Source organism: Streptomyces sp. NPDC008125, from assembly GCF_042957125.1.
Taxonomy (GTDB): domain Bacteria; phylum Actinomycetota; class Actinomycetes; order Streptomycetales; family Streptomycetaceae; genus Streptomyces.
Map to the genome: position 1 here is coordinate 351,110 of NZ_JBIBHR010000001.1, position 20,506 is coordinate 371,615.

The 20,506-nt window shown below is 72.5% G+C and carries 16 protein-coding genes and 1 pseudogene; 3 read left to right on the forward strand and 14 right to left on the reverse strand.

The genetic code is table 11. The features are described from left to right. Window positions 1-64 precede the first annotated feature (64 nt). From ACFZAX_RS01475 to ACFZAX_RS01530, 12 genes are all read right to left on the reverse strand, one after another. Window positions 65-1,297 (reverse strand): arginine deiminase, encoded by a 1,233-nt coding sequence (locus ACFZAX_RS01475; RefSeq protein ID WP_390957937.1) that lies wholly within the window; start codon window positions 1,295-1,297, stop codon window positions 65-67. Window positions 1,298-1,389: 92 nt separating this feature from the next. Next, window positions 1,390-4,092, reverse strand: coding sequence for a polynucleotide kinase-phosphatase (locus ACFZAX_RS01480; protein ID WP_390957939.1), 2,703 nt, complete (start codon window positions 4,090-4,092; stop codon window positions 1,390-1,392). Beyond that, window positions 4,089-5,633 (reverse strand): 3' terminal RNA ribose 2'-O-methyltransferase Hen1, encoded by a 1,545-nt coding sequence (locus ACFZAX_RS01485; protein WP_390957940.1) that lies wholly within the window; start codon window positions 5,631-5,633, stop codon window positions 4,089-4,091. The genes ACFZAX_RS01480 and ACFZAX_RS01485 overlap by 4 nt, the downstream gene beginning before the upstream one ends. Before the next feature lie 30 nt (window positions 5,634-5,663). Then, window positions 5,664-6,674 carry a homocysteine S-methyltransferase gene (mmuM, locus tag ACFZAX_RS01490; RefSeq protein ID WP_390957942.1) on the reverse strand — a complete coding sequence of 337 codons (1,011 nt, stop codon included), beginning with the start codon at window positions 6,672-6,674 and terminating at the stop codon, window positions 5,664-5,666. Window positions 6,675-6,710: 36 nt separating this feature from the next. Next, window positions 6,711-7,637 carry a TIGR03560 family F420-dependent LLM class oxidoreductase gene (locus ACFZAX_RS01495; protein WP_390957943.1) on the reverse strand — a complete coding sequence of 309 codons (927 nt, stop codon included), beginning with the start codon at window positions 7,635-7,637 and terminating at the stop codon, window positions 6,711-6,713. 158 nt (window positions 7,638-7,795) lie between these two features. Then, window positions 7,796-8,287, reverse strand: a complete 492-nt coding sequence (locus ACFZAX_RS01500; RefSeq protein WP_390957945.1) for a DUF6099 family protein — start codon at window positions 8,285-8,287, stop codon at window positions 7,796-7,798. Window positions 8,288-8,410: 123 nt separating this feature from the next. Further along, entirely contained in the window at window positions 8,411-8,770 is a 360-nt protein-coding gene (locus ACFZAX_RS01505) for a MazG-like family protein (protein ID WP_390957946.1), read from the reverse strand. Continuing rightward, window positions 8,767-9,960: an ATP-binding protein gene (locus ACFZAX_RS01510; protein WP_390957948.1), complete on the reverse strand. Its 1,194-nt coding sequence runs from the start codon at window positions 9,958-9,960 to the stop codon at window positions 8,767-8,769. The genes ACFZAX_RS01505 and ACFZAX_RS01510 overlap by 4 nt, the downstream gene beginning before the upstream one ends. A 55-nt stretch (window positions 9,961-10,015) precedes the next feature. Next, the gene (locus ACFZAX_RS01515; protein ID WP_390957950.1) at window positions 10,016-10,411 is read right to left on the reverse strand and encodes a cell division protein SepF; all 396 of its coding nucleotides are present in this window, start codon (window positions 10,409-10,411) and stop codon (window positions 10,016-10,018) included. A 321-nt stretch (window positions 10,412-10,732) separates the two neighbouring features. Further along, window positions 10,733-11,728, reverse strand: coding sequence for an MBL fold metallo-hydrolase (locus tag ACFZAX_RS01520; protein ID WP_390957952.1), 996 nt, complete (start codon window positions 11,726-11,728; stop codon window positions 10,733-10,735). A 145-nt stretch (window positions 11,729-11,873) separates the two neighbouring features. Continuing rightward, window positions 11,874-12,485 carry a hypothetical protein gene (locus ACFZAX_RS01525; protein ID WP_390957953.1) on the reverse strand — a complete coding sequence of 204 codons (612 nt, stop codon included), beginning with the start codon at window positions 12,483-12,485 and terminating at the stop codon, window positions 11,874-11,876. Window positions 12,486-12,806: 321 nt separating this feature from the next. After that, complete coding sequence (locus tag ACFZAX_RS01530) at window positions 12,807-15,575, reverse strand: cellulose binding domain-containing protein (protein ID WP_390957955.1); 2,769 nt, start codon at window positions 15,573-15,575, stop codon at window positions 12,807-12,809. Window positions 15,576-16,237: 662 nt separating this feature from the next. On the opposite strand from ACFZAX_RS01530, the pseudogene ACFZAX_RS01535 reads away from it, so the two are divergent. Further along, window positions 16,238-16,419, forward strand: a pseudogene (locus ACFZAX_RS01535) (helix-turn-helix domain-containing protein); the annotation flags it as partial. Here the strand turns inward: ACFZAX_RS01535 and ACFZAX_RS01540 are convergent. Then, a complete protein-coding gene (locus ACFZAX_RS01540; protein WP_390957957.1) occupies window positions 16,398-17,348 on the reverse strand; it encodes an EamA family transporter in 951 nt (316 codons plus the stop codon). The pseudogene ACFZAX_RS01535 and the gene ACFZAX_RS01540 overlap by 22 nt on opposite strands. Window positions 17,349-17,394: 46 nt before the next feature. On the opposite strand from ACFZAX_RS01540, the gene ACFZAX_RS01545 reads away from it, so the two are divergent. Continuing rightward, on the forward strand, window positions 17,395-17,934 hold the full coding sequence (locus ACFZAX_RS01545) for a MarR family transcriptional regulator (protein ID WP_390957959.1): 540 nt from the start codon (window positions 17,395-17,397) through the stop codon (window positions 17,932-17,934). A gap of 97 nt (window positions 17,935-18,031) precedes the next feature. Here ACFZAX_RS01545 and ACFZAX_RS01550 read toward each other — a convergent pair whose 3' ends face one another. Further along, window positions 18,032-19,114 carry a beta family protein gene (locus ACFZAX_RS01550; protein ID WP_390957961.1) on the reverse strand — a complete coding sequence of 361 codons (1,083 nt, stop codon included), beginning with the start codon at window positions 19,112-19,114 and terminating at the stop codon, window positions 18,032-18,034. 541 nt (window positions 19,115-19,655) lie between these two features. Between ACFZAX_RS01550 and ACFZAX_RS01555 the strand changes: the two genes are divergently transcribed. Next, complete coding sequence (locus ACFZAX_RS01555; RefSeq protein WP_390957963.1) at window positions 19,656-20,444, forward strand: SAM-dependent methyltransferase; 789 nt, start codon at window positions 19,656-19,658, stop codon at window positions 20,442-20,444. Window positions 20,445-20,506 lie beyond the last annotated feature (62 nt).

Sequence of the window (20,506 nt, forward strand, 5' to 3'; positions counted from 1 at the left end):
AATGCATCGCTATACAGAGCTGCGGATGGACCCGCCTCCTCGGGGGAACCGCCGTGCGGCGGCGCTACACCGGATCGCGTACGACCGGGCAGCTCATGCACCGGGGGCCGCCCCGGCCCCGTCCCAGCTCGCTGCCCGGGATCTCCAGCACCTCGATGCCCTGCTTGCGCAGATGGGTGTTGGTAGTGGCGTTGCGCTCGTAGGCGACGACCACCCCGGGCTCGATGGCCAGCACGTTGCAGCCGTCGTCCCACTGTTCGCGCTCGGCGGCATGGACGTCCTGGGTGGCGGTGAGGACGCGGATCGTGTCCAGCCCGAGCGCGGCGGCGACGGCCCGGTGCATGTGCTCGGGCGGATGGTCGGTGACCTTCAGCTCACGGGGCCCGTCGCCCGGCTCGATGGTGTACGAGCGGAGCATGCCGAGTCCGGCGTACTGGGTGAAGGTGTCGCCGTCGACCATCGTCATCACGGTGTCCAGGTGCATGAACGCCCGCCGCTTCGGCATGTCCAGCGCGACGATCGTGTGCGCGGAACCGGCGTCGAAGAGCCCGCGCGCCAGCATCTCGACCGCCTGCGGGGTGGTGCGCTCGCTCATCCCGACGAGCACCGCGCCCCGGCCGATCACCAGCACGTCCCCGCCCTCGATGGTGGACGGGTAGTCGTGCTGTCCCTGCGACCAGTGGTGGAAGACACCGGCGTCGGGGCCGGTGAAGAGCGGATGGTAGCGGTAGATCGCCTCGAAGTGGACGGTCTCGCGCTGCCGGGCGGGCCAGCGCATCGCGTTGATGGAGACCCCGTCGTAGATCCAGGCGGAGGTGTCCCGGGTGAAGAGGTGGTTGGGCAGTGGGCCGAGCAGGAAGTCGTCCGGCTCCATGACGTGGAAGCGGACCGAGACCGGCTCGGCGTGCCGGTCCAGGAACTCCCGCTTGGTCATCCCGCCGACCAGCGCCTCGGCCAGCTCCGCCGGGGTCAGCTCCTCGAAGGCCGCGCGCAGGTGCTCGGTGGCCAGCGGGCCGTACTCCTTCTCGTCGAAGACCCGGTCCAGCACCAGTCGGCGGGCCACCGGGACGCCCAGGGCCTCCCGGAGCAGGTCGCCGAAGAGGTGGACCTCGACGCCCCGGTCGCGCAGCAGGTCGGCGAAGCCGTCGTGCTCCTGCCGGGCGCGGCGCACCCAGAGCACGTCGTCGAAGAGGAGCGCGTCCTTGTTGCTCGGGGTGAGCCGTTTCAGTTCCAGATCGGGGCGGTGCAGGATGACGCGGCGCAGCCGCCCGGCCTCGGAGTCGACATGGAATCCCATGTCCTCATCCTCACCGGGCGGCACGCCCTTCACCCCGCGAACGGCCTGCCGATCGCGGGGCGTGCGTCACAGCGGTACGTCACAGCGGTGCGTCACAGCCGGGGGTCGACCGGCTCGGACTCCAGCGCGAGGACGGCGAAGACCGCCTCGTGGACCCGCCAGAGCGGCTCGCCCCCGGCCAGCCGGTCCAGCGCTTCCAGACCGAGCGCGTACTCCCGCAGCGCCAGCGACCGCTTGTGGCCGAGGAACCGGGAGCGCAGCCGCTCCAGATTGGCCGGCCGGGTGTACTCGGGGCCGTAGATGATCCGGAGGTACTCCCGGCCGCGCACCTTGACGCCCGGCTGCACGAGCCGCCCCTCGGCGTCCCGTACGAGAGCGCCGAGCGGCTTGACGACCATGCCCTCGCCGCCGCTTCCGGTCATCTCCAGCCACCAGTCGACGCCCGCGCGGACGGACGTCTCGTCGCCGGTGTCGACGACGAGCCGGCGGGTGACCTGGAGCAGGCCGGTCGGGTCGTGCTCGACCAGCCGGTCCAGCCACCCGAGCTGCGCGTCGTGCGGTTCGGCGGCGAGCGAACGCCCCCGCACCGCGAGGACCTGGAACGGTGCGAGCCGCACGCCGTCCAGCCCCTCGGTGTTCCAGCAGTAGCGCCGGTACGCCTCGGTGAACGCCGCGGCGTCGTGGGCCCGCTCCCGCTGGCGCCCGGTGAGAGAGGCCACGTCGACGCCCCGGCCCGCAGCGGCCTCCAGCGCGGCGAGGGCCGGCGGGAGGGCGGCACCGGCGGCGGCGCCCACGGCGGCGTACTGGGAGCGCAGCAGTCCGCCCGCCTTCAGCGACCAGGGCAGCAGTTCCGCGTCGAGCAGGACCCAGTCGGTGTCCCACTCCTCCCAGAGCCCCGCCGCGGTGACGGCGGCCCCGATCCTGCCGAGGAGCGTCTCGGTCAGCTCCGCGTCGTCCAGGAACGGCCGCCCGGTGCGGGTGTAGAGCGCGCCGGTCGGCCCGTCCGTACCGAACCGCTCACGGGCGGCCCCGGCGTCCCGGCAGACCAGGGCGACCGCCCGCGAACCCATGTGCTTCTCCTCGCACACGACCGTGGCGACCCCGTCCGCCCGGTACTGCGCGAACGCCTCGGCAGGGTACTCCAGGTAGCCGTCCTCGTGGGAGGTGGCGGTCGGCGCCATGGTCGGCGGGAGGTACGGCAGCAGCCTGGGGTCGACGGCGAACCGGCTCATCACTTCGAGCGCGGCGGCCGCGTTCTCCTCGCGCACCGAGACCCGGCCCATGTGGCGGGTCTCCACGATCCGGCGGCCGTGGACGTCCCCGAGGTCGAGCGGTCGGCCCTCCCTGCCGCCCGGCGCTTCGGTCGCCAGCGGCCTGACCGGCTCGTACCAGACCTTCTCGGCGGGGACGTCGACGATTTCGCGCTCCGGCCAGCGCAGCGCGGTCAGCTTGCCGCCGAAGACGGCCCCGGTGTCCAGGCAGAGCGTGTTGTTGACCCAGGAGGCCGTGGGGACGGGGGTGTGGCCGTAGACGACGGCGGCACGGCCGCGGTACTCCTCGGCCCACGGGTAGCGCACGGGCAGGCCGAACTCGTCGGTCTCGCCGGTGGTGTCGCCGTACAGGGCGTGCGAGCGGACCCGGCCGGAGGTGCGGCCGTGGTACTTCTCGGGCAGCCCGGCGTGGCACACCACCAGGTCGCCGCCGTCGAGCACGTAGTGGCTGACGAGCCCCGCGACGAACTCCGCCACCCGCGTGCGGAACTCCGGGTCGGAGTCGTCCTCACGCTCCAGCTGCTCGATGGTCTCGGACAGACCGTGGGTGTGCTGGACCTTGCGGCCGTTGAGGTAGCGACCGAGCTTGTTCTCGTGGTTGCCGGGCACGCAGAGGGCGTCCCCCGAGGCGACCATGGACATCACCCGGCGCAGCACCCCGGGGCTGTCCGGTCCCCGGTCGACGAGGTCGCCGACGAAGACCGCCGTGCGCCCCTCGGGGTGGCTGCCGTCCGTGTAACCGAGCTTGGCGAGCAGGGACTCGAGTTCACCGCTGCACCCGTGGATGTCGCCGATGATGTCGAAGGGGCCGGTGAGGTGGCGCAGGTCGTTGTACCGGCGCTCGCGCTCGACGGTCGCCCGGTCGGCCTCCTCCTCGGTGTGCAGCACGTGCACCTTGCGGAAGCCCTCGCGCTCCAGACCGCGCAGCGAACGGCGCAGCTCGCGCCGGTGGCGCTGGACGACGTGGCGCGGCATGTGCGCCCGGTCGGGCCGCTTCGCGTTGCGCGCCTGGCAGACCTCCTCGGGCAGGTCGAGCACCACGGCCACCGGCAGCACGTCGTACTCCCGGGCCAGCCGGACGAGCTTGCGGCGGGCCTCGGACTGGACGTTGGTGGCGTCCACGACGGTGAGCCGGCCCGCTTCGAGGCGCTTGCCGACGATGTAGTGGAGCACGTCGAAGGCGTCGGCGCTCGCGCTCTGGTCGTTCTCGTCGTCGGCGACCAGGCCGCGGCAGAAGTCCGAGGAGACGACCTCGGTGGGTTTGAAGTGGCGGCGCGCGAACGTCGACTTGCCGGAGCCGGTGGCCCCGATCAGTACGACGAGGGAGAGGTCGGGCACTGGCAGGGTACGGAGCCGGACGGGCGTACGGCCGGTGGCGGTGTCGGTGGTGGTGGTCGTGTCGGTGGTGGTGGTGGTCGTGTCAGTGGTGGTGGTGGTGGTGTCGGTGGTGCTGGTGGTCGTGTCAGTGGTGGTGAGGTTCTCGTCGCTGTTGCTGTCGCCGTTGCTGTCAGTGGTGCCGTTCATGCCGCCTTCGCCTCCTTCGCTCTCTCGTTCTCGCTCTGGCTCGTGTTGTCGTTCTCGCTCCGGTTCTTGCTCTCGTGTGCGCTGCGACTCGCGGTGTCGCCCTCGGCCGTCGTGAACACCGCCATCTGGGTGGGCGGTCCCACCTGGGGGTCGTCCGGCCCGACGGGGGTGAACGCGACCGAGTAGCCGTAGCGGTCCGCCACGCCGTCCGCCCAGTCGCGGAACTCGGCCCGGGTCCACTCGAACCGGTGGTCACCGTGGCGGACGTGCCCGGCCGGAAGGGTCTCCCAGCGCACGTTGTACTCGACGTTCGGCGTGGTGACGAGCACCGTGCGGGGGCGCGCGGAGCCGAACACCGCGTACTCCAGCGCGGGCAGCCTCGGGAGGTCCAGGTGTTCCACGACCTCGCTGAGCACCGCCGCGTCGTACCCCCGCAGTCGCTTGTCCGTGTACGTGAGGGAGCCCTGCAGCAACGCGACCCGGCGGGCCTGGCGTTCGCCCATCCGCTCCAGCCTGAGCCGGCGGGCGGCGATCGTGAGCGCGCGCATCGACACGTCGACCCCGAGGATCTCGGTGAACCGCACGTCCTTGAGCATCGCCTGGACCAACTGCCCCTGCCCGCAGCCGAGGTCGAGCACCCGTGCCGCCCCGGCACCGTGCAGGGCGGACAGGATCGCCTCGCGCCGCTGCTGCGCGAGCGGAACCGGGCGCTCGGGGGTGTCCGTGGCCTCGTCCACCGCGTTGTCCACGCTCTCCACGTCGAGGTCGTCGGACTCGGCGAGGCGGACGAGTTCCAGCGCCTGCTCGGCCTGGCGGGTCAGCCCCCAACGGCGCGAGAGGTAACGGCTGGTGATCAGCCGGTGCTCCGGGTGCGCGGCGAGCCATCCCTCACCGGCCCGCAGCAGCTTGTCCACCTCGTCCGGCGCCACCCAGTAGTGCTTGGCGTCGTCGAGCACCGGCAGCAGGACGTAGAGCTGGCGCAACGCGTCGGAGAGCCTCAGCTCCCCTTCCAGGACGAGCCGTACGTAACGGGAGTCGCCCCACTCGGGGAACCGTCCGTCCAGCCGTACGGGCTCCGCCTCCACCCGTGACCAGCCGAGCGGCCCGAACAGTTTCGCCACCAGCTCGGCACCGCCCCGCGCGGGCAGGGCGGGCACCTCGATCCGCAGCGGCAGCGGTGCGCCGGCCCGGTCGGGCATGGTCCGGCAGTCACCCCGCAGCGCCGACTTGAAGACGGTCGTCATGGCCACCGACATCAGCGAGGAGGCCGCGTACGGGCGGTCGTTGACGTAACTCGCGAGCGCCGCGTCCGGAGCTCCGCCCCGCCCCTTCCCCTTGCCGCGCCGGACCAGTGCCACCGGATCGATCTCCAGCAGCAGCGCGGCCGTGCACCGCTCGGAGGACGCCTCGGGGTAGAAGACGTGCGCCGTGCCGTGCGAGGTGGAGAACGTCTGCGCCTTCCCGGGATGCTTGTGCAGCAGGAAACCGAGGTCGGTCGCAGGGCGTTCGGGGGTGCCGGTCGTACTGATCGTCATGAACACCTGTCCGAGTATGGGCGGGCTGCCCTCTCCTCACCAGGAATTTTCCGCGCCCCCGGCGCCCGGCGCCCGGCGCCCGCCCGAGGCGTCCCCGCGCGCGTCCGCAGGGGCGTCCGTGTCTCCGGCCGTCTCCGGCGCACGGCCCAGGGCGTGGCCCAGCGCGGTGATCTGCTCCGGACCGACCCTGCAGCAGCCGCCGACCAGCCGCGCTCCGTCCCGCGTCCAGGTACGGACCCGCTCCGGGCCGCCGTAGGTGCTCGCGCCGGTCCACCGGCGTGACCGCGCGTCCCACCGCTCCCCGCTGTTGGGGTAGACGACCACCGGCTTGCCGGTCGCCTCCGCCGCGCACCGGACCGCGGCGTCGGCCTCGGCGGGGTCGCAGCAGTTGACGCCGACCGCGATCACCTGATCGTTCCCGGCCGCCTGCGCGCATGCCTCCCGCAGCGGCTGCCCCGCCCGGGTCAGCCCGCCCGCGACGGTGTACGAGAGCCACACCGGGGTTCCGGTGCCGGCGACCGCCCGGAGCAGCGCCCGCGCCTCGTCCGTGTCCGGCACCGTTTCCAGCGCCAGTACGTCGGGCCCGGCCGCGGCCAGCGCCTCCACCCGGGGGCGGTGGAAGCGCTCCAGCTCCTGGACGGAGAGGCCGTACCCGCCCCGGTACTCGCTGCCGTCCGCGAGCATCGCCCCGTACGGCCCGACGGAGGCGGCCACCCAGGTCTCGCGTCCCGCGTGGTCGGCCGCGCGGCGGGCCAGCTCCACGCTCCGTCCGAGAAGCTCCCGCACCCGGCGGTGTCCGAACCCCCGGCGGGCGAACCCCTCGAAGGTCGCCTGGTAGCTGGCGGTGGTGAGTACCTGTGCGCCCGCCCGTGCGTACGCGGTGTGCGCGGCTTCGATCTGCTCGGGCGCATCCGCCAGCAGCCGCGCCGACCACAGCGCGTCCGACAGCTCGCACCCCTGGGCCTCCAACTGGTTGGAGAGCCCTCCGTCGAGCACCACCGGGCCCTCGGCGAGGGCGTCGGCGAGAGATCCGCGGACGGGACGCACAGGTACTCCTTCTCCTCCTCCGCTTTACCTACCGGCTCATCGGCTCAGCTGCGACTGGACCTGCGAGGAGATCAGTTCCAGGTGGTCCAGGTCGTCGAGGTCGAGGATCTGGAGGTAGATCCGCGAGGACCCGACCGCCGCGAACTGCCCGATCCTGTCGACCACCTCGGCCGGCGAACCGGCGAGGCCGTTGGCCTTCAGCTCCTCCACGTCCCGGCCGATGGCGGCGGCCCGGCGGGCCACCTCCGCGTCGTCCTTGCCGACGCAGACCACGAGGGCGTTGGAGTACACCAGGTCGTCGGGTCCGCGCCCGGCCGCCTTCGCGGCCTCCCGCACCCGGCCGAACTGCTTCTCCGTGTCCTCCAGCGAGGCGAACGGGATGTTGAACTCGTCCGCGTACCGCGCGGCCAGCCGCGGGGTACGGACCGCGCCGTGTCCACCGATCAGCACCGGCACCTTGGGCTGGGCCGGCTTGGGCAGTGCGGGCGAGTCGGTGAGCTGGTAGTAGGTGCCGTCGTAGCTGAAGGTCTCGCCGATCTCGGTGGCCCAGAGGCCGGTGACGATGGCGAGCTGCTCCTCCAGGCGTCCGAACTTCTCCTTCGGGAAGGGGATGCCGTACGCCTTGTGCTCCTCCTCGAACCAGCCCGCGCCCAGCCCCAGCTCGACCCGCCCGCCGGACATCTGGTCGACCTGGGCGACCTGGATGGCGAGCACGCCGGGAAGGCGGAAGGTGCCCGCCGTCATGAGCGTGCCGAGGCGGATGCGCTTGGTCTCGCGGGCCAGGCCCGCCAGCGTGATCCAGGCGTCGGTCGGGCCGGGCAGGCCGTCACCGGCCCCCATGCGGAGGTAGTGGTCGGAGCGGTAGAAGGCATCGAACCCGAGGTCCTCGGTGGCCTTGGCGACGGTCAGCAGGGTGTCGTAGCTCGCCCCTTGCTGGGGCTCGGTGAAAATGCGCAGATCCATGGTTCCATCCTGCCTCTTTCCGCCCGGCTCCCTTCGCGCGGCTCCCTCCGCGCCGCCTTCGCACGGGCCGTCCGGACCGGGGTCGCCGTCCCCGGCACCGCGCGGTACCACCTGCCACCGCTCGGGTCCCCGAGCCCGGCACGACCCTGGCGAACGCCCTATCCCCGGATCGCGCCGTACGGACCGTCCCGTTCCCTCGCCCGCTCCCGCGCCTGTTCGGCGAGGCGGCCGAGCATGCCCCGCACCCGGTCCATCGACTCGTCGGCAGCGTCTATCGCCTCGATGCACTGCCAGTAGAGGGTGTCCTCGCCGGTGTCGCAGGCGACCCCGACGAGCGCCATGGCCGCCTCGCCGAGGAGCAGCGCCAGCCCGTCGAGGGTGCGCGACACGTCGGCCACCTCCGTAAGGCGGGCCGCACGCGCCTGTCCGGGCAGATACACCGGCGAATCCGGCGCGGACCAGTCCCTCCCACCGATCTCACCGAGCCCACGCGCGTCACCGCGTAACTCGGCGGGCCCGGCGACGGCCAGCCGGCCGCCGATGGCCCGCGCCAGCGCCTGAGCCTGCCACGCCTCGGTCATGACGTCCGCCGCGCCCCGGCTCTCCGCCAGCGCGCGCCGCCCGATCTCGACCAGTCGTTCCGCTTCCATCCGATCCCCCGTCACTGTAAAAACCCGGTCACTCAGTCCATTACCCACAGTGAGTGAGGCGGTACCGAAAGGACAGAGGAATTCGGAAATCTGTGGATACGAAGGCGATTGTGGATAAGTCGATCACTCCGAAGAGTGATGCTCAGGGGCCCCGGGCCCCTCGGGCACCGGAAAACGGGTCTCGTTCCGGTCGATCTTCGCCGACAGCGCCGCCAGCGCATCCACTCCCAGCACCTCGCAGAACTGCAGCAGGTAGGCGAGGACGTCGGCCACCTCGTCCTCCACCCGGTGCGCCGTCCCCGGGTCGCTCATCACGGCCGCGGCCTGTTCCGGGGTCAGCCACTGGAAGATCTCCAGCAGTTCGGAGGCTTCCACGCTGAGGGCCGCGGCCAGGTTCTTGGGGGTGTGGTACTGGCCCCACTGTCTGGATTCGGCGAAGGCGGCGAGCCGCCGCTGGAGCTGTGCCACATCGAGTTCGTTCACCCGGACAGGTCTACCACTGTCGCGCCATCGACCCGGCCGGCCAGAGCCGCCCCCGACTCCCCCACCGTGCCGATCATCCGCAGGTGCCCGTCGGCGCAGATCCCGGCGGCGAGCCGGATCAACTCGCCGGACTGGCGCCCGTCGAGCCCCCGGTCGAACCCGTCCGTCAGCACGGTGAGGGCGCGCATGGCCCAGGGGATCTCGTCCGGTGTGTTCACCTCCAGCACATGAGGCCCCGTCAGCAGCACCAGCGCGAGGGCGAGATAGCGCAGCTCGCCGTCGCCGAGGCGTCCGATCGGGGTGGTACGCCCGGCGCCGCGCCCCACCAGAGCCTCCACCGTGCCGTCCGCCAGGTCCCGGGTGGTCAGCGCGGTCACCGGACCCGCGCACCCCGCCGCCGCGGCGGACACCAGCCGGGCGTGCCGCTGCGCGCACTGCGTACGGGTCCGCGCGAGCACCGCGGCGAGGTTGTCGCAGCCGGGGCGGAGCCGCCCCTCCCCGGCGCGGGCCGGTCCGCGCATGCCCCGGGGCAGCGGATCGCAGGGGAAGGCGGAGTGCAGGCCCACCACCACCTGCTCGGCGGCGGCGAGGACGCGTAACTGGCCCTCGGTGATGCCGGCCACCCGCAGCGGCAGCAGCGCCGTGGCGAGACGGCCGTCCGGGAGGGGGGCCCGGGTCACCGGCACCTGGCCCGCCGTGTGCCAGGCGGCTTGTACGGTCGGGCGGCGCGGGTCGCGCAGCGCGGTGCTGAGCAGGGTCTGCCCGCCCGCCGTGAGCCGCTCGCCCACGATGCGCAGGGAGGGTTCGGCCTGGACCGCCACGTCGAGCCTGACCGGCCCCGCCGGACCGTCCACGGTGCAGCCGATGCGGAACCCGCGCCTGCCCTCGGCGTCGGCCGCCGCGCGCTCGGGCACGCAGGAGACGGGGTCGGGGAACACCTCCTCCAGCGCGTCGCCCGCGCCGAGGCGGGCCAGCGCCTCATAGGCCCGCAGCGCGGACGAGGTACCGCTGCCGCTGGGGCCGGTGAGCAGGGTCAGCGGCCCCAGTGGCAGGGTTCGGCGCCAGTGCGAGGCGAAGGCGGCCAGCCGCAGTTCGGTGACGACGGGGCGGACGGGCCGGGCCGTGGCGTCGGGAGCGGCGCGGGGCGGGCAGACGCGGGTGGTGCTCGGAGGAGGGGCTGTGGTGGTCATGCCGGGACCGTACGCACGGCTCCGGCGGGCGAACCGTTTTGCCCGGACGAGCTTCCTACGATTGAGGGATGCCCGCCGGGGTCACCCCCTCCACCTCCATGCCGATCGGCGCGAGGAGGAAGACGTTCCGGTCCACCCGGTGCATGCCGCTGCCGAGTCCGAAGACGACGCCGCTGCTGAAGTCGAGAATGCGCTTGGCCACGTCCGTCTCGGCCGCCGTCAGGTCCAGCAGGACCGGGATCTGCGCGACGAGGTACTCGGCCACCTCGCGGGCGTCGGAGAAGACCTGGACCCGGAGCACGACCAGTCGGCGCTGTTCCTCGGCCCTGTCCTGCACCATCGCGTCATGATCGACCCGTGACGGCCACTCGTTGCGGCCCCGCAGCGGCACCACCTGCGCCAGGCCCTCCCACTGGGCGTCGGTGGCGTCGTACCTGTCGTACCTGCTCACAGGGTCACCTCGTCCGTGTGCCGGTCGACGGTGCGCCGGCTGCGCTCGCTGTTCATCGGCCAATCCTCTCGTTCCTCACCCGTTCGGCCCACCAGCGACACGGCCGGGAATCCGATCCTCCGGATCGACTCCGCCGTGTACCGGATCGGCTCTGGCCGCGGCATCAACGTAGCCGGAGAGGCCAGGGCCGATCCAGTCGCCCTGCGCGGGGACGGACGGACGGGCCGGGGCGGGGGTTCGGCGGGGCGGACCGGCCGGGGCCGGGACGGATGTCCCCGCCCTCGACGGGGCGGTCGGCCGACAGCGTGCGCGGGTGCGGGATCAGCTGCGGGACGGGCCGACGAGCCCCCGCTCGATGTCCTCTGCCAGCGAGGCGACTTCGAACATCACCTCGAACACGCCCGTCTGCTCGGTGCCGTCCAGATGCCGGTATTCGGTGCCGACCGTCACGGCCAGCCGCTCGGGCAGGCCCAATTCGGGGTGGCGGCCCTCGGCGACGATCCGGCGGGCCGCCTCCGGCGCGGGGATTCCGGCCGCGTGGCAGGCGTGGGCGCGTGCCCGTACGTGGCCGAGGTAGTCGATGTGGTCACGGACTCCGGCCGGGCCGAGCAGGGGTCCGTGGCCCGGCACGATCGTCTTCGCGCCGGTGGCCAGGACGCGTTCGCACGCCTCGATCACGTGGGCGAGCGGGCCGGCCCAGTGGCACGGGTGGTCACCCGGCCGCTCGGGCGTGGAGCCGAAGATCACGTCTCCGGTGAACACCGTTCCGTGGTCCGGCAGATGGACGATCAGATCACCCGTGGTGTGCGCGGGCGGCAGCGCCGTGATCCGTACCGGGTGGCCGTCCAGGGTCAGTTCGAGTTCGCCGGTGAAGTACGTGGTCGGCACGACGGGTTCGGTGCCCGACCAGTCGAAGGGCCCGAAGTGCCGGGCCAGATAGGACCCGAGAGGTGTCTCCGGGTCGCCGGAGGCGATCAGGGAGTGCTGCTGCTGCGGGGTGGGCTCGAAGTGGATGTGCTCGCGGGCCCCGCGCGTGACGATGATCTCGGCGTCCGGTACGACCCCGGCGCCCCAGAAGTGGTCACCGTTGGCGTGGGTGACGATCACCCGGTCGATCGACACGCCCTCGGGCAGCCGTGCCTGGCTCGCCGCGAGGAACTGCCCGGCCAGCGCGCGGTCGTAGGGGGTGTCGATCAACAACGCTCCCTTCGGCGAGGCGAGCAGACCGCAGTTGGCCAGCCCCCAGCCTCTCTCCGGCGGCAGCCAGACGTACAGCCCCCGGCCCAGGTCGACGACGTCCCCACCCATGTTCGACATGGTCGCGATTATGCCGCGCGCCCCGGAGGGGTCGTACGCCCCAGCGGGGAGAACCACACCCACGCGTGACGGAGGGCCGGGTGGCCTCCGCGGCTTCCCGGCCCTCCTGGTGGTGGAATCAGGCGTTCCCGATCGCCGTTCCGTGTCAGGACTCCTCCGACTCCTCGAAGTAGGCGTCCAGGACCACGTCGAGCTCTTCCGGCCACTCCTTGAGCCGCTTCCGGCTCTCCGCGACCACCTCGGCGTTGAACCAGCGGCGTGAGGAGACGTGGACGGTGAGGGTGAACCGGCGGGCCATGCCGGCTGTCCTCGCCTCGACGGCGGAGACCTCGGACCAGGCGAACTCGGCCTCCTGGTCGTCGAGCGTGAACCGGATCCCCGCCTTGTCCACGCGGATGGACCCGCGCCGGTCGCTGATCTCGAAGACCGGCGCACCGGGCTCGTCGGCATCGGCGGACGCATCACCGTCACCGGACTCGTCGGCGTCGGCGGCCGTCGGCTCCGTACCGGACGCGGCGGGCTCCGCGGCGGCTTCCTCCGGTTCCTCGTCCACCCCTGTGGCGGTGGTCGCGGAAGGCTCGGCCGGGACGGCGTCCTGGATGATCCCGGCGTCGTCGGCTGCCGCCTCCGCCGGGGCGCCGGCCACCTCCTCGTCCCCGGTCCGTGCCGGAACGGGGGCCGTCAGGCCGGGGATGTACGCCGGGTCGGTTCCAGCGGCGAACTCGGGCTTCGTCTTGGACTCTATGCTCTGCTCCACGGCGGGCAGTATGGTCCACGAACCTGTACGAGAACCAGTCACGCCCCTGTACGAGAAGCAGTCACGCCCCTCCCGCACTGTTCGAAGCGCCCCCCTCGCGCCACTCCCGCGCCGGCAGCCGGCCCAGGTGGAGGCCCCCCCGGCCCCCTGGTGCGGATGCCGGCCGGCAGGTCGTCGATGAGCGGCACCTGCCGGCTGCCCAGGTCGGCCACCACCGGCGACAGGGCCCCGTCAGGGGGCACCCGCGCAGCCGCGCGCTCTGTGTGAGGTGAAGGGAAGCGTCGCTTCCGCGCAGAGGTACACGCGGAAGCGACGCTCACCTCAGCTGCCGAGGGTGCAGCTCTTGCCTCCCAGAGTGAAGGCGCTCGGCGCGGCGTTGCTCCCGGACCAGCTGCCCGTGAAGCCGAAGGACGCCGACGATCCTGCCGCGAGCTTGCCGTTCCAGCCGGCGTCCGTGGCCGTCACCGCGGTGCCGGTCTGCTGGACCGTCGCGTTCCACGCCTGGGATATCTGCTGGCCGCCGGGGAAGCTCCAGGCGAGCTTCCAGCCGTCGATCGCCGTGTCGCCGGTGTTGGTGAGGGTGACGTCGCCCTGGAAGCCGCCGGACCACTGGTTGGTGATCTTGTACGTCACCTTGCAGGCCGCGCCGGCGGGGGTGCCGGGGTCGGTCCCGGGGTCCGTACCGGGGTCGGTGCCCGGGTCCGTACCGGGGTCGGTGCCCGGGTCGGTGGTGCCGGTGTCACCGGCCGCGGAGTCGCCGTAGAGGATGCCGCGGCCGTTGGTGGAGACGTACACCCGGCCGAAGATCCGCGGGTCGCCGGTGATCGCCCCGCCGGTCCAGCCCCACTGGTGCGCGTCGTCGTTGATGCGGGTCCAGCTCGCGCCCGCGTCGGTGGACCGGAAGATGCCGCGCACCCCGCCGATCTTCGCGCTGGTGAACAGGGTCTGGTACGAGGCACCTTGGGCCGCCTTGCCGAACCCGATCGAGTCCGCCTGCGCCACGTTGGACAACTTGGTGAAGGTGGCGCCGGAGTCGGTGGAGTGCCACAGGCCGTACGTACCGGTGGTGGCGCCGCCGGCCAGCCAGACGTCGCCCTCGGTGCCGGGGACGGCCTTGAACCGGACGTTGCCCTCGGCCGGGAGGCCGGTGGACGGCTTCGCGGTGAAGGTGGCGCCGGAGTCGGTGGAGACGTAGAAGACACCGGACTTGTAGCCGTAGAACTTCTTCGGGTTCTTGCGGTCCGACTCCACGGTGGCGCCGGCCGGGATGCCGGTGGAGGCCGTCCAGGACGAGCCGAAGCCGGTGGTGCGGTACACCCCGGTGCCCGCGGGGCTCCAGACGAAGGAGCTGCCGTCCGCAGCCGCCGCGACCGTGCCGCCGCCGGTGACGCCCGAGGGGTCGGAGCCGCCGAACCAGTTGGCGCCGTTGTCCGTCGAGAACGCGACGTGCGGCGCGGCGTCCGCGTCACCCACGCGTACCACGGTGTTGGGCGATGCCTCGGCGAAGTCGAGGCTGGTGGAGGAGGTGAAGTTGGGCGAGGTGTACATCATCGCGGGCACGGCGTCGAGATTCGTGTGCCGGAAGCCGCCGACGTCGAGCAGCGCACTGAGCAGCGGGGCGCCGGAGGGCGGGCTGGCCAGGTCGTTGACGGCCGTCTCCTCGATCCCCTTCACCATGGGCGTGATCTTGAACTGGGTGCCGGTGTCCCAGTTCTTGAGGTTCTCGGTGCCGTAGAGCGTGGCCCCGGTGCCGTACATCATCCGGTTGGAGTCGAACGGGTCGATCTCCAGCGACTCCGTCATCCAGCCGAGCTTCGGACTGGTCTCGGGCGGCGAGGGGTTGGCGCCCCAGGTGAGCCAGGGCACCGAGGAGACGTCCTGGGTGTAGCGGGTGGAACGGGTGGGGTAACTCGTGTACTCCCAGGCGGTGGTCCAGGTCGCACCGCTGTCGGTGGACCGGAAGATCTGGGTGTCCGGCCACCAGGCGCTGTAAGCGGTCGCCATCAGCGTGCCGGGCTTCTGCCGGTCCACGGTCAGACCGCTGAAGCCGTAGTACGTGTCGGCCTCGGCGACGGGGCTGACGTCCAGCCAGGTGCCGGTGGCCGTGTCGTAGCGGGCGATCTTCCCCTTGCCCCCGTCGTACGGGCCGCCGGTGTCGCTCAGCGAGAGGTAGAGGTAGCCGGTGCCCTCGTCCAGGACGCCCTTGTGCGCCAGGTAGCCGGTGGGCTGTCCGGCGATCCGCGACCAGGTGGCACCGGCGTCGGTGGAGCGGTAGACGGTGTTGTCCTTGTCCGCCACCCCGACGTAGATGTTCTTCGTCGCCGTACCGGAACTGCCACCGCGCCCGTCGAACGTCACCCAGGTGACGCCCTGGTTGTCGTTGCCGTAGCCGCTGGTGTCGGTCGGATCCTGGGAGTAGTTTCCGGGGTTGGTGAAGGAGGTGACCTTCGACCAGGTGGCGCCCGAATCGGTGGAGCGCCAGAGGCCGTTGCCGCTCGGGGCGCCGAGGTAGAGCACCGAGTTCTTGTGCGGGTCGACGGCGAGCCGCTCACCCATCCCGCGCCCGGGCATGTTGCCGCCGAGCTTGAAGGGGAGCACCGACGTCGTCCAGGTGGCGCCCCGGTCGGTGGAGCGCAGCACCGCGCCCTTGTTGGGGTCCCAGTCGTTGGTGTACGTACCGGCGGCGACGTAGACGTTGTTCGGCTGGACCGGGTCGGAGGCGAGGCTCACCACACCGGTGTAGCCCCAGTGGTCCCAGTCCACCGCGTCGAGCAGCGGCTTCCACTGCTTGCCCGACTGGTCCCAACGGTAGGCGCCGCCGATGTCGGTACGGGCGTAGGCGAGGTTCTTCTCGCTCCGGTTGAAGACGATGCCGGGGACGAAACCGCCGCCGTCGACACGGACATTCTTCCAGGTGTACGAGTCCGCCGCCAGGGTGGCAGCCGACGACAGATCGGATGCTTCCGCCGTGGCGGCGGCGGTTCCCGACGTTCGGGGCTGCGCCACCGAGGGGGTGGCGATGCCCGACAGGCCTGCTGACAGGGCGAACACCGCCAGCAGGGCAGCAAAGGGTCTGGCTCTCAAGCGCACGGAAAAGTCCTCTCCGAGCTGGACCGCCACACGGGTGGCAGTGGGCCGATGCGGGGGGTGGGAGCGCTCCCAAGCGCAGCCCGATGGTAGCGGCGCACGGCATCGCGGAGAAGGGGTGGGACATGAGGTCATCGGATGAATAGGGTCAGGCACTCGAACCGGTCCGGTACCGAGGTGGTGGACGGGCGTGGACCGGCGCAGCGGCGGGGCGGCCCGGCGACCGGGCTGATGGGATGCCGATCAGCTCGCCGGCCCCCCGGCGAGGAGGAACACCGGGGAGTCGTCCGAGTGTCCGAATCGGGGACGCCGACGCCTCGTCACATCGGGTTCGAGATCGAGGATGCACCCGTCCTGGTCGGCATCGACGACCGGAACGTCCCCGTCGAGGCGGAGCCGCCCGCTCCTTCCGAGGTGGTCCGGCGGATGACGCGCGCGGGCCGGAACCGCTCAGCGACTGACGCCGTACCCGCCACGGGCGCCGCCGCCCCGGTGCTCGACCACGCCCGCGCCCCAGTGGCACGAGTGACACCTTTCAAGGGGATAGCGCCATGACGCTGGGTAAGGCCCTGAGCCGGCCGAACCGCCGGACTCGGGGCAGTGAGGCCGCGTCATGGCCACCGAGGTTCGGGTGACTTCTCGCCATGCGCGTCATTGCCGTCCTCACCCCGCTCCTGTGGCTCCACCGCGCACGCGTCCGCCAGGCCCAGCATCTCCTGGAGACCACACGCCATGTGGTCGACGCATCGGCGTTCAGGTCGGTTTCGGCTCGCCCACCGCCTTCCGCGACCGGTTCCGGAAGACCACGGGCGTCAGCCCGCAGACCTACCGCCGCGCCTTCAGCTGACACGTCCCGCCTCGAAGCCGCTCCCGCGGGCGGCCCTTTCCCGGGGCGGGATCGGAAGCGGCCGGCACTTCGGGCTCGACGGCCGCCCTGCCCGGCCGTCCGAGCAGCACGCCCGCGAGGATCAGCGCCATCCCGGCGAGTTGCCGGAGGGTGAGGCCCTCCGACGCCAGGAGTGTGCCGAGCAGGACGCCGGTGACGGGGTTGAGGAGGCCGACGAGGCCGACCGTGGCGGCGGGCAGCAGGCGCAGGGCCGCGAACCAGGCGAGGAAGGCGAGGGCGGTGGCGACGAGCGTGACGTAACCGAACCCCAGCAGCGCCCGGCGGTCCAGTGGTGGGGGCGCCCCCTCGCGTACGGCCGCCACCGCCAGCAGGAGCACCCCGCCGAAGCAGAGCTGCCAGGCGGTGGTGGCGAGGACTCCGGCGCCGGAGCTCCAGCGCTGGGAGAGTACGTACCCCAGGGAGGAGACCAGCATGGCGGAGACGGACGCGATCAGGCCGCCGGTACCGCCGCCTCCGGTCCGCCCCCACATCATCAGGACCACCCCGGCGAGCCCGCTCGCGCCGCCGGCCAGGTGGGCGACGCGGGGGCGCTGGGCGAGCAGGGCCCAGGCGATCACCGTCATGACCAGCGGGGAGAGCGCCATCACCATCGACGCGGAGCTGGTGGCCAGGCGCTGGGCGGCGATGTAGACGAGCACGAAGAAGGCACTGGTGTTCAACAGCCCCAGCACGGCGGACCGCCACCACCAGGCGCCGGTGGGCCGGCTCCGGGCGAGAAGCAGGAGCAGGACTCCGGCGGGCAGGGCGCGCAGGGCGGCTCCCCAGAGCGGGTCTCCGGCGGGGAGGTAGTGGCGGGTGACGTAGTAGGTGGTGCCCCAGGCCACCGGCGCCACGGCGGCGATGGCCAGGCCTCGCACATTGGCTTCCATGGAAGGTATATTAGCTTCCCAGGAAGCTACTCACTAGGGTGGGGTCATGCAGCAGCCCCACGAGCACCAGGACCCGCCTCCCGACCACGTGGCCCGCATCCAGGCCGCCTGGCGCCGCGAGCGCCCCGACCTCGACGTCGGCCCGCAGGCCGTGATCGGGCGCCTGCACCGCCTCGCGGCCCTGCTCACCCGGGAGTTGTGCGTGGTGTACCAGCGGTACGGTCTCAGCGAGGGCGAGTTCGACGTCCTCGCGGCGCTGCGCCGGGCCGGTGCCCCGTACGAGCGGGCCCCCGGGGAGCTGGCGGCGCACACGATGGTGACGACCGGGGCGATGACCAAGCGCATCGACCGGCTGGAGCGGTCGGGGCTGGTGACCCGACGCCGGGGGGACGGGGACGGCCGGGGCCGGGTCGTCGCCCTCACCGTGCCGGGACGGGAACTCATCGACCGGGCGTTCACCGACCACATGCACAACGAGTGGCGCCTCCTCGCCGCGCTGCCCCCGGCACGGACCGAGGCACTGGAAGGCGCTCTCACCGCGTGGCTCGCCGAACTGGAGGCCCCGCGCGGCGACGGCCGGAGCTGAATTCCTGAGACCCGGAGGCCGAAGCTGAGACCCGGAGGCCGGAGCTGAGCCCCGCGCGCCGGAGCTGAGACCCGGAGGCCTGAGCGGACCGGGCCTCTCACGCCTCGGCCAGGCTCCGCACCACATGGGTCATGTGCTGGACGTTGCCGACCCGCAGCCAGGTGGCGGCGTTGCCCGTACCCGGGCCGTCCGAGCCGTTGCGCACGGCGGGGCGGGTCAGTGAGCGGGCGCAGTCGCGCAGCCAGCACTCCCCCGAACTGGCCAGCGCGCCACGGAAGTCGGGCAGCCTCAGGAGTGCGCGCGCGGCCTCACGGTTGGCCCTCGCCCGGTCCGGTCCGCTGCGCAGGACCTTCACCAGCGCGAAGGTCCGGTCCGTGGTGTAGCGCAGGTATCCCCAGTCGGGCCCGCCGCCCCTCCGGTCCGGCAGGTACGGGCGGGCGAGGGCGGCGGCCGGCTGGACCCCGTAGTCCCCGAACCCGAGGGCGGTGAGCCGGCCGCCGGGGTGCCGCCGTATCTCCTGCCAGGCCTGCCAGTCCCTGCGGGGCTCCTCCCGTACGCCCCGGTGCAGCATCTCGGCCGTCACCTGCGGGAATCCTCCGCCGATGGTGACGACGGAGCGCCAGTCGGCGAGCGGGAGCAGGGCGTCGAGGGCGCGCAGCGCCTCCTTGGGCGCGCCGGGCCGGTCGGCGAGGACACCGCCGAGATCGACCAGCAGGTCGAGCTCCACGGCACGGCCGGCCCGTGCCACCAGCCGGGCCACCGCCTCGGTGAGCCCGTGGTCCCACTCGCCGGGCACCGGCACCCGGAGGCCGAGCGGGCGCCCGTGCTCCGCCGCCGTCGCGATCGCCGCGCCCTGCTGGGCGGGGGGTCTCAGCGGCCCGGTCACCGGCCGGAACGCGCCGAACTCCACGTAAGCGGCGAACACTTCGGCGAGTACGTCGATCTGCGTCTCGTCGGCAAAGGGGGCGTCGAGCCACGCCGGGCCCCCGGACTGGACCCGGCTCACCTCGGCGACCTCCCTCCGGACGGCCGCGGCCAGCGAGGCGCCCCGCCCCCCGGGATGGGGCGGCAGGCTCCACAGAGGGGTGACACCGTCCCGGACGGCGGGCCGCAGATCGCGGTAGGCCCGGGCGGCGTGGCTGCGCACCGGAAGTACGGGAACGTACAGAAGTCTCGGCATGGCGGCTCCCCTGGGGACGGTCCTGCGATCCCTGGCGGCCGTTCCGGCGGCGCGGCTCGTTCGTACGCGTGCGTACCGAGGAGGCTCTCCCCGCCAGGGGGATCGCTCCCGGGCGCCGTCGGCACGGTTCTCCTGCGGGAAGGGTCCTCGGCGTCCTGAGGCCGCGAAAGGGGGCCGAACCGGACGCTCTGGCCGAATCGAACACGAGCGGGCGCGCGAGGCCTCCCGGTTCCGGTTGCTGCCCCTGTTCCCCGCACCCGGTTCCGGTTCCTGCCCCCGTTCCCCGCACCCGGTTCCGGTTCCTGCCCCCGTTCCCCGCACCCGGTTCCGGTTCCTGCCCCCGTTCCCCCGGCGCGCGGGTCGCCGCACCGTCGGCGCGATGGCCCGTCACACACCCTTTCACCAGGCGTGACTCGTTTCCGGTCACGGGTTCCCGGGGGCACACGCGCGCACGGTGCACGTGGAGGTACGGTCATGCCGTGCGGGCAGCCGGTCATCTTCCGGCCAACTGCACCCGTTGAAGCGCGAGTAGGAGATTCCGATGGCCCCTGACGACATTGAGTTCCGCAAGAAGATCCGTGCCGACATACCCCACTCCGCTCGGGTGTGGAACGCGTGGCTGGGCGGAAAGGACAACTACCCCGTCGACCGGGAGCTGGCGGACGCGGTCACCGCCGCCTACCCGGCGACGGCCGCCATCGCGAAGGCCTCGCGCGCCTTCCAGGCCAGGGCGATCCGCCACCTCGGCGGTCTGGGCGTCCGCCAGTTCCTGGACGTCGGCACGGGGCTGCCGGTGGAGAACAGCACCCACCAGGTCGCGCAGGCCATCGATCCGTCCTCCCGGATCGTCTACGTGGACAACGACCCCATCGTGCTGGTGCACGCCGCGGCGCTGCTGACCAGCTCGCCCGAGGGCGCCACCGCCTTCGTGGACGAGGACCTCACCAACACGGACGCCGTGGTGGACGAGGCGGCGAAGACCCTCGACCTCACCCAGCCGGTGGCGGTGCTGCTGCTGTCGACGCTGGGGCACCTGCTCCCCGACGACGGGATCAAGGTGGTCCAGTCGTACATGTCCCGCATGCCGTCGGGCAGTTACCTGGTCATCTGCGACACCATCAAGACCCCGGAGACCCTCGCGGCCCAGGACGCGTACGACTCGGGCGACAACCCGCCCTACCTGGTGCGCGAGCCCGAGGAGATCACCGGCTGCGCCGAGGGGCTGGAGCTGGTCGACCCCGGGTTCCTCTCCATCACGTTCTGGCGCCCCGAGGGCGAGCCCGAGGGCCCCGGCGTCGACCAGTGGGGGCTCGTCGCCCGTAAGCCCTGACGCTCCGGGCGGCACGATCGAGGGTCCCTCCGCGCGGGGCGGGGGGACCCTCGGTTTTTTCG

Bases quoted from the DNA above. Each gene is read 5' to 3' on its own strand.
- ACFZAX_RS01500 (WP_390957945.1), bottom strand. From the start codon at position 8,287: ATGGAAGCGGAACGACTGGTCGAGATCGGGCGGCGCGCGCTGGCGGAG.
- ACFZAX_RS01545 (WP_390957959.1), top strand. From the start codon at position 17,395: ATGCAGCAGCCCCACGAGCACCAGGACCCGCCTCCCGACCACGTGGCC.
- ACFZAX_RS01540 (WP_390957957.1), bottom strand. From the start codon at position 17,348: ATGGAAGCCAATGTGCGAGGCCTGGCCATCGCCGCCGTGGCGCCGGTG.
- ACFZAX_RS01555 (WP_390957963.1), top strand. From the start codon at position 19,656: ATGGCCCCTGACGACATTGAGTTCCGCAAGAAGATCCGTGCCGACATA.
- ACFZAX_RS01550 (WP_390957961.1), bottom strand. From the start codon at position 19,114: ATGCCGAGACTTCTGTACGTTCCCGTACTTCCGGTGCGCAGCCACGCC.
- ACFZAX_RS01480 (WP_390957939.1), bottom strand. From the start codon at position 4,092: ATGAACGGCACCACTGACAGCAACGGCGACAGCAACAGCGACGAGAAC.
- ACFZAX_RS01520 (WP_390957952.1), bottom strand. From the start codon at position 11,728: ATGTCGAACATGGGTGGGGACGTCGTCGACCTGGGCCGGGGGCTGTAC.
- ACFZAX_RS01510 (WP_390957948.1), bottom strand. From the start codon at position 9,960: ATGACCACCACAGCCCCTCCTCCGAGCACCACCCGCGTCTGCCCGCCC.
- ACFZAX_RS01495 (WP_390957943.1), bottom strand. From the start codon at position 7,637: ATGGATCTGCGCATTTTCACCGAGCCCCAGCAAGGGGCGAGCTACGAC.
- ACFZAX_RS01475 (WP_390957937.1), bottom strand. From the start codon at position 1,297: ATGGGATTCCATGTCGACTCCGAGGCCGGGCGGCTGCGCCGCGTCATC.